Below are 11404 nucleotides of genomic sequence, written 5' to 3'. Positions count from 1 at the left end.
GACTCATCCAGCGGTTGCAGGCCGGGACGCAACAATGCTCCCGTGCAGGTATCGAAGAACCAGCCACACTCCACCGAGCGTGACTGCCGAATAAAGAATGCGGGCCCAGGCCGCGGCGCTTTCGCCGAGCGGACCCACGAGCAGCCAGAGCGCAAGCAGCGACACCAGGCCCGCGCCGCCGTTGAGCAGCGCGACAGCCTTGCTGTTGCCCAGCCCCAGCAGCGAAAAGTGCGAAGCGACGTTCAGCGACAGCATCCCCGAAGCCACCACCAGCAGCTGGAACAGCGGCAGGTGGGCTTCGGCCAGATCCGCGCTCAGCATCAGGCGCAGGATCAGATGGCTGAACACCATCACGCCGGCGGTCATCACTGCCGACAGCAGCAGGTTGGTGACCAGCAGCTTGCGGATCGTGTTCGCCGCGGCACGCATGTCGCCCTTGGCCGCCGTGGTCATGCGGCTCACCATCGGCATGGCCTTCTGGAACAGCGCCACGGTGACGGTGTGGATGATCTGGCCCACTTGCGCGCCGACGGTATAGATCGCCAGGATGGTCGGGCCCAGGAAGGCACCGACCAGCACCCGGTCGACGGAACCGTAGGCCAACGCACTCAGGCTGTTGAACCAGGACCATCCTCCGAAACGGAACGCGCTGGACATTTCCTTGCGATCCGATTTCGGCCATACGAACTGCCGGCCACTGGTGCGGGCAAACAGGTTCATCTTCAACATTGCGGTCAACAACAGACCGAGAGCCTGCGCCGTACTGGCCCAGGCGGCGGAATGCGTCAGCGCCGCGGTCGCGCAGGCGGCGCCGAGCGTGGCAGTCTTGCCCAACGTCTCGCAGATCGCCGTCGTCTGGAAATCTTCCCGGCCTTTCAAACAGCCGGTGAACAATTGATCGAGCTGCTGGCACAGGTACATGGCCAGCGCCGGGACGGCCAGTGTCGACACCTTGATCCCGCCGAACGTGAGCGAATCGCCCAACGCCAGCGTGATGCCGATGCCGATCACGGCCACCACCGTCACAAAGACCAGTGCGATCGCAATCAGCGCCGCACTGATGGCGGCGCCACGATAGGCGCCGTCTTCTTCATGACGTTTTTCCGAAACAAGCTTGGTGGCCGTGACGGCCGCGCCGATATTCGCGGCGTTGCCGAAACCGGCCAGCGCCATGACCATGGCGTACTGGCCGAAGCCCACCGAACCGAGCTGCCGGAACAGCAATGGGGTCGAGACCACGGCAAGCAGCGGACCGATGCCGTATTCGAGAAGACCCCATATCGAGGCGTTGTTCCTGAAACGCGCAGTCGCGCGTTGCCACCTGCCGCCCTTCGGCGGCAGTCCGGCTTGCTCTGGTCGCATGGTCAGGCCGCTTCGGTTTCTGGAGAGGTCGACCGCGACAGGAAGTGCTGGTAGGTCATGGCAATGCCTTCCCGCAATTCCACCTCGGGACGCCAGCCCAGGCCGTTCATGCGATGAGAATCCATCAGCTTGCGCGGCGTGCCATCGGGCTTGGACGGGTCATAAACGAGCCGCCCAGTGAAACCCACGACTTCGGCGACGAGCATGGCGAGATCGCTGATCGCGATATCGGTGCCCGAGCCCACGTTGTACAGACCGTCGGCGGATTCATGGTTCATCAGCTTGACGCAGGCGCGTGCCAGGTCGTCCACATACAGGAACTCGCGGCGCGGCGTGCCCGAACCCCAGATCGGCACGACGCGGTCGTGACGAATTTTGGCTTCGTGCAGACGGCGGATCAGCGCCGGCAGCACGTGGCTGTTCTGGAGGTCGTAATTGTCATTCTGACCGTACAGGTTGGTCGGCATGGCGCTGAAGAACTTCACGCCATGCTGCTTCGCGTACGACTCGCACATCTTGATGCCGGCGATTTTCGCGACGGCATACGCTTCGTTGGTGGGCTCCAGCGGCCCGGTCAGCAGGGCCTCCTCGCGGATGGGCTGGGGCGCCATCTTCGGATAGACGCACGACGAACCAAGGAACAACAGCCGGTCCACTTCGGCCAGGTAGGCCGAGTGGATCAGGTTGCTCTGGATCATCAGGTTCTGATACAGGAAGTCCGCAGGATAGGTGTTGTTCGCGTGAATGCCGCCGACTTTCGCCGCCGCCACATACACTTCGTCGAACTTCTGTTCGGCGAAGAACGAACGCACCTGCTCCTGGTTGGTCAGGTCCAATTGCGACCGGCTGCGCGTGACGACGTGCTCATACCCCTGCTTGTGCAGTTCACGCACGATCGCCGACCCGACCATCCCACGATGGCCGGCGACAAAGACGCGTTTGTTTGAAGACGTCATGGCGGCTTATTCCTTGTAGGCGAAGGTTTCGTAGCCGTGTTCTTCGACCAGCGCGTCGCGCTTGGCATCGCTCAGGTCGGACGCGACCATTTCCGCAACCAGTTCCTGGAACGTCGTGCGCGGTTCCCAGCCCAGCTTTTCCTTGGCCTTGGTCGGGTCGCCCAGCAGCGTTTCCACTTCGGTCGGACGGAAGTAACGTGGGTCGACGCGAACGATGACCTGGCCTGGCTGCAGCTTGCTGTGCACGGGGCTCAGTTCGACAACCGCTTCTTCCGTGACGCCCTCACCGCGCCAGCGGAGCATGATGCCCAGCTCGCGTGCAGCGGTGTTGATGAAGTCACGCACGCTGTACTGGATGCCGGTGGCGATAACGAAGTCTTCTGCCTTGTCCTGTTGCAGCATCAGCCATTGCATTTCAACGTAGTCGCGGGCATGGCCCCAGTCACGCAGTGCCGACAGGTTGCCCATGTACAGGCAATCTTCCAGACCCAGGGCGATACGAGCCAGGCCGCGGGTGATCTTGCGGGTCACGAACGTTTCGCCGCGACGGGGCGATTCGTGGTTGAACAGGATACCGTTGCAGGCATACATGCCATAGGCTTCGCGATAGTTCACGCAGATCCAGTAGGCGTACATCTTGGCGGCGGCGTACGGGCTGCGTGGGTAGAACGGGGTCGTTTCGCGCTGGGGCGTTTCCTGCACCAGACCGTACAGTTCCGACGTCGAAGCCTGGTAGAAGCGGGTCTTGTCGGCCAGGCCCAGAATGCGCATGGCTTCGAGCACACGCAGCGTGCCGAGTGCATCGGTGTTGGCGGTGTATTCGGGTTGTTCGAACGACACGCCGACGTGGCTTTGTGCGGCCAAGTTGTAGATTTCGTCGGGTTGAACGGCCTGGATGACGCGCGTCAGGCTGCTCGAGTCGGTCAGGTCACCGTGATGCAGGACAAAGTTGCGCGGCTCGGCATTCGGGTCCTGGTACAGGTGGTCGACGCGGGCCGTGTTGAACATCGAGGCACGCCGTTTGATACCGTGGACTTCGTATCCCTTTGCCAAAAGCAGTTCGGCAAGGTAGGCGCCGTCCTGGCCAGTAATTCCGGTAATCAAAGCCTTCTTCGGCATGGTGCGATCCTTCGAGCAAGTCGTGTTGGTGTGGTAGGCGCCACGCTTAGGAAGACAAAGCGCCGTGGTCCCGCGAGTGGGGTGCGGTGAAGACTGAAGATTAGTTTTTCGTGGGGTCCAACCGATATCGGCCAGAGCGATTACAGAAACTCATCCTTCAGACGTAATGCGGCAGCGCATCATGCGTTGCTGAAAGCGTCGACAGGCCCAGCCAGCGCGGGTTTGGCGCGTTCGGTGGACGTGTAGGGGTCGGTGGTGGGGATGGATCCGCCGTCATTCATCCGATGGGCGCCTGAAGGCAGGATCAGGTCGCTTGCATCCGCGCTGGCGATCAGGTCGCGTGTCGCGTAAACGACAGTGCCACGCGTGTCACCGGAATGTGAATGCGCCGCGCCGTCCTGGTCGGCCGACAGCGTCGGCGGGGTCACGCCTTCGATCTGCCAGGCCACATCCAGGGGGACGATCGCCGCAATGCGCGAACGCGGAAGCAGCATCGTTTCGATGGGTCCGGTCGGGCTTTGCGAAAAATTCATGAGTTCGAGCTTGAACACCAGTTCGGCGTCCGTGCCGTGCTCGACGGCAAGCCGGGCGCAGTCCAGCACTTGCGGTGCATGGCGGCTCAGCTCGGCAATCCAGACCGAGGCCTTGGCCACCAGGATGCCCGCATGCCAAAGATCGATCTCGTCATCATTCGGGGCGCGATCGGTCCCGGCGGCGTCGATATACCGCAGCATCGGCAGGAATGCCGACGGCGGCGTCGTGTCGTCGGATTCGCGCGGCACCCGGAAACCAGGCCGCCGCGGTGTCGGTTGGCTGCGCGTCATGCCAAACGCCACCATGCGGCCCGCCGTGGCCGCGCGATGCGCCGTGGCCAGTCCCGCAATCAACGCAGGATCGCTGTCGATGCCAAGTTCGGCCGGACACAGCAACATGACCGGATCCGTGCCCTTGCGCACCGCCATCAGCGCTGCGCAGGCAACGGCGGCAGCCGTCCCCCTTCCGCAGGGCTCCAGCAGCAGATGCGCATTGAATATCCCCATCTCCTCGAGCTGATCGCTGGCCACGAAGCGGTAGGCTTCGCCGCAGACCAACGTGGCACGATTCAGCGCCCCGACCGCCCGCAAGGTCAGCAACGTCTGCTGCAACAGGCTGCTGCCGTCGTCACCGGTGGTGAAGGGCTGTGGCAGCTGTTCGCGCGACAGGGGCCAGAGCCGCGAGCCGCTGTCACCGCACAGCACCACGCTATGGAAGTCGGGAGAGGAGGCTTGAGTCACGGGTGCTCCAGGAAGTAGGACTTCGTGTATCGGTGCACATCGTCGCGGGCGAGGATGGCATCGCGTTCAAGCCAGGTGTATTGCGAGTGCTGCGACACCGGCAGCTCCAGACCCGTATCCGGCAAGGTCATCGCGTAGGCAAGCACGACGTAGTGCGTCGACGCCGTCGTGTCGCCCGAAAAATCGGTGTCGTAGAAATGTTCGTAGGTGCCGCGCGGCGTGGCCGGGGGATGATCGTGGGGCAGGCCCAGTTCTTCCTCCACCAGGCGCCTGAGCGCTTCGCCGATCAATTCGTTCTTGCGTATTCGCCCGCCCGGCACGAACCAGGAGTTCTGCGCGGGCTGGTTGGTACGCAGGCCGAGAAGGTAGCGATCGCCGCAGCGAACCACGAGGTCGATCGATACCAGTGGTACGGAACCCACGGCTTCTTTGAAACGAGGTGTGTCGAGACGGGCGAGGGTCGGCTGGCGGTCGCGGTGGAGCGGCACATTCTCAATAGGCATTCTTGCCCACCCAGCCGGCCACGGCGGTGCGAAGGATGATCTTCAGGTCCATCCAGAACGTCCAGTTCTCGATGTAGAAGAGGTCATATTCGACACGTGCGCTCATCTTGCCGACCGTGTCGGTTGCGCCACGCAGGCCATTGATCTGGGCCCAGCCGGTAATACCGGGCTTCACACGGTGACGCATCATGTAGCAGTCGACGATGTTCTTGTAGATCTCGTTGTGCTCCATGGCGTGCGGGCGCGGGCCCACCACCGACATCTCGCCCTTGAGCACGTTCAGGAATTGCGGCAGTTCATCCAGGCTGGTCTTGCGCAGGAAAGCGCCGACCTTGGTGGTGCGCGGATCCTTGCGGGTGGCCTGCTTGACCACGCCGCCTTCCTTGTGCGGACGCATCGACCGGAACTTGTAGAGATGGAAGGCCTTGCCGTCGATGCCCAGGCGCTGCTGACGGAACAGGACCGGACCCGGCGACGACATCTTGACCGCAATGGCAATCGCCAGCAGGACCGGACTCAGTGCGATCAGCACGCCAGCGGCGAACACCCGATCGAAGGCTGCCTTGACCAGGCCACGCACGCCGTCATCCGGAAAACTGTTCAGATCGACCGTGGGGTGACCGAAGAATCGGCCGACACGATGGCGCGACAGGTGATCCGGTTGCACATCGGGGATCCAGCGCAGGTCGACCAGTTCGTTGCGCAGATGCAGAACGACGTCCTGCACGCTGGCACCAGGCTGCATGGCCTTGGTCAGCCAGATTTCCTTGATGCCCTTGTTGCGCACCAGCTGGCGCAGGCCATCGAGCGACGCGACGCGTTCCACCGACCCGGGCAGTTCCTTGGCGGTCTGGTCATAGATACCCACGACTTCATAGCGGCGATCCACGGCCTGCAGCGCGCGGCGATACAGCTCGCTGCCCAGGTCGCCAAAACCGAAGATGACGATGCGTGTTGGCGAATTGTCTTTCTGGCGTGCGGCGCGGCGGGTGTAGTGCAGCGCCAGGCGCATGCCGATCATGCCGGTCGCGGCCGAGACCAGCCACGTGCCGGCCCACAAGGACGACACGGGACGGCTGGCGTCGATCATCGTGGCCAGCACGACGCCCAGGCTCAATACGAGCAGCCAGGCCGACGCACAGCGCAGGATGTCGGATGCGCAGCGACGTCGGCTGGAACCATATAGAGCGAACAGCGGAAACAGGGCCAGCACGCCCATGCTGCAAAGACACAACACAAATAGATGCACAACCGGGATTTGTCCCGGCTGGTTGGCAAGCAATGCTGCGCTTAGCCAACCCGTTGCGGCGACCAACATGAAATCAGCCAATCGTCGAAGGCCATGGAAACCGGTGGGCGCCGACGCTGCGTCGACCACCAGTTCGCGATCCTGCGCCATGGGGGTGCTCCTGAAGCGTTATTAGTAGATAGAGGGGAAGTAGGCGAGCGCCGGCAATAGGGGGGCGCGTCGCTCCGCCGTGGGCGGTTAATGGATAGTAGTGACCCGGGGGGTGCCCGTTAACAAGGCAAATGATCTAGTCAGTTGGCTGACCCTATGGATTAGGCCATCCGCCCAACTGTTAGGCCCCTCTGAAAAAGCGTGCAATCGCATCTCACCAAATTGCAGGACTAAGCCGTCGCTTTCTCCGCCTACGCACCTATACCACCGGGACACCATGAACACTTCGCTCAAATCTGCGGGTCGTATTGCTACGACGATCGCCCTTGTCACGCTGCTGGGGGCGTGTGCGTATGCGCCAGGCATGCGCTTCGAACGCGACGCCCAGTCGCAACCAGGGGATGCTACTTCCGTTCCCCAGGTCACGCCTATCACCCCTTCGTATGTGCTGGAACAAAAAGCCATACGCGAAACGGCCGCCGATGACACCGTCCGTACCCTGTTCGGCACCCCCGAGCCGTATCGCATCGGACCTGGGGACATTCTGTCGGTCGTGGTCTGGGACCACCCCGAACTGGTCCTGCCTTCGGCAACGTACGCCATTCTGGGCGGCACGACCGGTATCAGCATCGGTGATTCCGCTGCCGGTATCCCGGGTTACCTGGTTTCTGCAGATGGTTATGTGCAGTTCCCCTATATTGGTATGGTGCGTGTCGCCGGCATGACGGAAGTCGAAGCCCGCGACCTGCTGCTGCGCGGCGCCCGCGACCACATCGAGAATCCGCAGATCACCCTGCGTATCCTCGGCTTCCGCAGCAAGCGGATTTACGTGGAAGGCGAAGTCAAGACGCCAGGCTCGGTCGCTATCAACGACGTGCCCATGACGCTGATGGAAGCCCTGAACCGGACCGGCGGCGTGTTGCCATCGGCCGATCGCAGCCAGATCAATGTGACACGCGGTGGACAGACCATTCGTGTCAGCCTTCCGGATCTGTTGCGCCGCGGTCTCAACCCTTCGTCGATTGCGTTGCAGTCCGGCGACATCGTTCGGGTTGTGCCACGTGAAGAAAGCAAGGTTTTCGTGCTGGGCGAGGTGACTCGACCCACGACGCTGGTGCTGCGTGATGGCCGTCTGAGCCTGAACGAAGCACTCGGTGAAGCCGGCGGCCCGAACCAGGCAACGGCAGACAGCAGCCAGATTTTTGTTGTGCGAAGCAATGCACAAGCCCGTCCCGAGGTCTATCACCTCGATGCCCGATCGGCGAGCGCACTTGCTGTGGCGGAGAATTTCGAACTGAAGCCCAAGGACGTTATCTTCGTCGATGCCGGAGACCTGGTCCGCTGGAACCGCTTCATTACGCTGCTCTTCCCCAGTGCGCAGACCGTCCAGACCATCCGCACGATCAATTGATCGGCGCGGACAGCACAGGCGCATGGGAGTCGTAACTTGACCACATCCTTCATCCAAACACCCACCACTTATCCTACTGATACCGAGAGGTCGCAATGAGCTTGCCTATCCAGCCAGCCGGGGGCGTAGTTCCGCGTGACGCCGAGACCCCGCTCGCTTCGTATATCGACGTTCTGGTCTCCCAGCGTTGGGTCATCCTTTCCGTCATCGTCCTGTGCACGCTCATCGGTGCGGCGTATGCGTTGTTTCGCACACCCGTCTACCAGGCGGACATCGCGGTGCAGGTAGAAGAAGAAAGCCCGACCGCCACCAAGAGCTATCTTGGCGACGTGTCGTCAATCTTCGACATCAAGCCGGCTGCGTCCGGCGAAATGGAAGTGCTGCGGTCGCGTTCGGTGGTTTCGACCGCCGTCGATACCTACGCTCTCTATATCCATGCCCGTCCTCGCTATCTGCCGCTCGCCGGTGAATGGCTGTCGCGCCGCAAGAGCCCGCCTGCCGTCGCCGGCAAGACGCAGCTCGGTGGCTACGTCTGGGGCAAGCAGGAAATCTCCGTCAGCCGCCTGGACGTTCCTCAGGACCTGATCGGCGAGAACCTGCGCATTGAATCCGCAGGCGACAACAAGTACGTGCTGACCGATCCCGCATCGGAAAAGCGCTTCCAGGGCACGGTCGGTTCGGCCGTCCGGTTCGCAACGCCTTCGGGTCCGATCGACATCCAGGTCGACGCCCTGAGCGGTGAGCCCGGCTCGACCTTCGTGGTCCGCCGCAATTCGAAGCTGCAAGCCACCGAAGCCCTGCAGGCTCAGATGGCCATCTTCGAACGCGGCAAGCAATCGGGTGTGATCGGCGCGACCCTGAAGGGCAGCGACCCGGTGCTGATCGCCAGCGTGCTGAACGAAATCGGCCGCAGCTACGTGAAGCAGAATGCCGACCGCAAGGCCGCGCAAGCTCGCAGCTCGCTCGCTTTCATCGAAGGCCAGTTGCCTGACCTGAAGCGCCAGCTGGAAACTGCTGAAAACCGCTACAACTCGCTGCGTAACCGCCGCGGTACCGTTGACCTGAGCGAAGAAGCCAAGCTGGTTCTGGGTCAGTCGGTCGAAACACAGACCAAGATCTTCGACCTGAAGGCCAAGCGTCAGGAACTGATCGGCCGCTTTACGCCGACCAGCCCGACCATCGTCGCCATCGATCGTCAGATCGCGTCGCTGTCGACCGATGTGAATGCCCTGGGTGGCCGTATCCGTGGTCTGCCCGACCTGGAACAAGACGTGGTCCGCCTGCAGCGTGACGTCAGCGTGAACACTGCGCTGTACACCACCCTGCTGAACAACACGCAGCAACTGAAGCTGGTCAGCGCCGGCAAGGTGGGCAATGTCCGCCTGATCGACGAAGCCGCGATTCCTGAAGAGCCGCTGGCACCGAAGAGCTCGACGATCATTGCGATCGCTCTGCTGGTGGGCGCCATGCTGGGTGTGCTGGCTGCACTGATGCGCAATGCCATGTTCGGTGGTCTGTCGAACCCGACTGAAGTCGAACGTTTCACCGGTCTGCCCGTGCTGTCGGCCATCCCGTACAGCCCGTTCCAGGACAAGCGCTGGCGCAAGCAGACGGCCAAGGCAGGCAATACCGCTGCTGCGCCGATCACTCCGCCGCAAATGCAGCAGGACGCCGTGATTGCCACGTTGCGTACCTTCCGCACTGCGCTGGGCGTGCAACTGCGTGACCGTCCGAGCAATGTGGTTGCCATCACCGGTCCGGTGGCGGGTGTGGGCAAGTCCTTCCTGTCGGCCAACTTTGCGATGGTGCAGGCCGCCGTCGGCAAGCGCGTGCTGCTGATCGACGCCGACTTCCGCCGTGGCCGTCTGAACCGCTACTTTGGCGTGGACGAAAAGAACGGTCTGGCCGAGTACCTGACGGGCAAGCTGCCTTTCGAACAGACGATCCGCAAGAACCTGCAAGGTGGCGTGGATCTGGTGACCGCAGGCCGTTCGCCTGAAGACACCTCGGAATTGCTGTCGTTGCCGGCCTTTGGCCAGTTCCTGCAGCGCGTTTCGAAAGACTACGACATGGTCATCATCGATACGCCGCCAGTGCTGTTCTCGGGCGAGGCCTCGATGGCTGCCTCGTACGCCGCGGCAACGCTGATCGTCGTGCGCTCGGGTGTCAACACCGTGGGTGAAGTCGAAGAAACCGCGAAGCGTCTGGCCCAGGCCGGCGCCCGTGTCGAAGGCGTGCTGTTCAACGGCTTCAAGCTGATGCCTGAACGTTACGGCTACCGTCCGAAGTACGGCCAGTATCAATATGCCCGTTCGGCTTATTATCTCGCCGACCACTGATCGATGCCTAAATGGCGCGCCCGGTTCGCCGGGTGCGCCAACCAATAATATTCAGCGGTGGTTTACCCCTGACATCGATACCGATGGCTGGATCGTTTGCACGGTCCAGCCCGCCGAATACCCCGCCAATCCGCGCGGGGGCTTTCGGTAACCGTTTTCCTTGAATCGTCAAAGAAACCACGGTTTATGTAGAGCGCCCCGAATGAAGGCGATATTATCGGCCGACGTTCCTCCCTTACGAGCAGAGATTCCGGCGTCATGACCAAGGTCGTCCTCATCGAAAGACATCCTATCCTGCTGCGCGGTTTGCACCAGGTATTGGCTGGCATCGATCCCGCGTGGGACGTCGTGGGTGTCGACATTCTCGACCTGACCGATCCGCAGGTTTACAGCGGATCGCAACTGGTCATCCTGTCATTGCCGAATGATGCCCAGGCCGCGCAAGCGTGCCTGAGTATTGTCCAGCGCGTGATCCGGCCATCCAGGATTCTGATGTTGTGCGACGTGGTGGACGGTAACTATCCCGACATTCCGCCGCACGACAATATCGTCGGATATATCAGCAAGGCTGCGCCCATCGACTTGCTCGAATCGGCGATTCGTATGGTCCAGGCGGGCGGATATTGTTTTCCGGCACGGCAGGTGCGCGATCCCTTGCCGGCCGACGCCGATATGACGGATCCGGTCATGGCGCTGGATGATGGCGAAGTGGATTCGGCCGATGCCGATCTGCTGAACATCACGCCGCGGCAATATGAAGTGCTGGTATTGCTGGCGCGTGGCTATCCGATCAAGACGGTCAGCCGCATGCTGAATATATCCGTGGCGACCGCCAAGACGCATGCGTACACGCTGTATCGCCGGCTCAATGTGAAGAACAAGAGCGAAGCGGTGTATGAAGCGCTGCGGCGGGGCGCGACCCTGGACTGGGTCCCCCCCACGCCCCCGAGCGTGCAGCCCAAGACGCTGCTGCGCCGGACCTCGGACCGGGATGTCGTCGTTCCCGTACACGACGTCGACGGCCGTCAGAACGCCTTGTTC

The 11404-nt window shown here is 62.2% G+C and carries 9 protein-coding genes; 3 read left to right on the top strand and 6 right to left on the bottom strand.

Annotated elements, in window-relative coordinates; genetic code table 11:
• Positions 1-3 precede the first annotated feature (3 nt).
• From IE116_RS16640 to IE116_RS16615, 6 genes are all read right to left on the bottom strand, one after another.
• Positions 4-1362, bottom strand: a complete 1359-nt coding sequence (locus IE116_RS16640) for an oligosaccharide flippase family protein (RefSeq protein ID WP_189614050.1) — start codon at positions 1360-1362, stop codon at positions 4-6.
• 2 nt (positions 1363-1364) lie between these two features.
• Positions 1365-2318, bottom strand: coding sequence for a GDP-L-fucose synthase (fcl, locus tag IE116_RS16635; protein ID WP_189614049.1), 954 nt, complete (start codon positions 2316-2318; stop codon positions 1365-1367).
• Between the two features lie 6 nt (positions 2319-2324).
• Positions 2325-3437 (bottom strand): GDP-mannose 4,6-dehydratase, encoded by a 1113-nt coding sequence (gene gmd / locus IE116_RS16630; RefSeq protein WP_189614048.1) that lies wholly within the window; start codon positions 3435-3437, stop codon positions 2325-2327.
• Between the two features lie 179 nt (positions 3438-3616).
• A complete protein-coding gene (locus IE116_RS16625; protein ID WP_189614047.1) occupies positions 3617-4711 on the bottom strand; it encodes a sugar phosphate nucleotidyltransferase in 1095 nt (364 codons plus the stop codon).
• Positions 4708-5214: a GDP-mannose mannosyl hydrolase gene (locus IE116_RS16620; protein WP_189614046.1), complete on the bottom strand. Its 507-nt coding sequence runs from the start codon at positions 5212-5214 to the stop codon at positions 4708-4710. The genes IE116_RS16625 and IE116_RS16620 overlap by 4 nt, the downstream gene beginning before the upstream one ends.
• A complete protein-coding gene (locus tag IE116_RS16615; protein WP_308428241.1) occupies positions 5204-6613 on the bottom strand; it encodes an undecaprenyl-phosphate glucose phosphotransferase in 1410 nt (469 codons plus the stop codon). The genes IE116_RS16620 and IE116_RS16615 overlap by 11 nt, the downstream gene beginning before the upstream one ends.
• A 100-nt stretch (positions 6614-6713) precedes the next feature.
• On the opposite strand from IE116_RS16615, the gene IE116_RS16610 reads away from it, so the two are divergent.
• From IE116_RS16610 to IE116_RS16600, 3 genes are all read left to right on the top strand, one after another.
• Positions 6714-8024, top strand: a complete 1311-nt coding sequence (locus IE116_RS16610; protein WP_308428240.1) for a polysaccharide biosynthesis/export family protein — start codon at positions 6714-6716, stop codon at positions 8022-8024.
• Positions 8025-8119: 95 nt separating this feature from the next.
• Complete coding sequence (locus IE116_RS16605) at positions 8120-10363, top strand: polysaccharide biosynthesis tyrosine autokinase (RefSeq protein ID WP_189614045.1); 2244 nt, start codon at positions 8120-8122, stop codon at positions 10361-10363.
• A gap of 258 nt (positions 10364-10621) precedes the next feature.
• Positions 10622-11404: response regulator transcription factor (locus IE116_RS16600; protein ID WP_189614044.1), on the top strand; the 783-nt coding region annotated here is incomplete at its 3' end.

It is taken from the genome of Pigmentiphaga litoralis (assembly GCF_014651835.1).
Classification (GTDB): Bacteria; Pseudomonadota; Gammaproteobacteria; order Burkholderiales; family Burkholderiaceae_B; genus Pigmentiphaga; species Pigmentiphaga litoralis.
The sequence above is the reverse complement of the archived record's forward strand: the minus strand, read 5'-3'. Positions and strand labels throughout refer to the sequence as shown.

Coding starts and splice junctions, on each gene's coding strand:
- IE116_RS16640 (WP_189614050.1), bottom strand. CDS start 1,362: ATGCGACCAGAGCAAGCCGGACTGCCGCCGAAGGGCGGCAGGTGGCAA.
- IE116_RS16620 (WP_189614046.1), bottom strand. CDS start 5,214: ATGCCTATTGAGAATGTGCCGCTCCACCGCGACCGCCAGCCGACCCTC.
- IE116_RS16605 (WP_189614045.1), top strand. CDS start 8,120: ATGAGCTTGCCTATCCAGCCAGCCGGGGGCGTAGTTCCGCGTGACGCC.
- gmd (WP_189614048.1), bottom strand. CDS start 3,437: ATGCCGAAGAAGGCTTTGATTACCGGAATTACTGGCCAGGACGGCGCC.
- IE116_RS16615 (WP_308428241.1), bottom strand. CDS start 6,613: ATGGCGCAGGATCGCGAACTGGTGGTCGACGCAGCGTCGGCGCCCACC.
- fcl (WP_189614049.1), bottom strand. CDS start 2,318: ATGACGTCTTCAAACAAACGCGTCTTTGTCGCCGGCCATCGTGGGATG.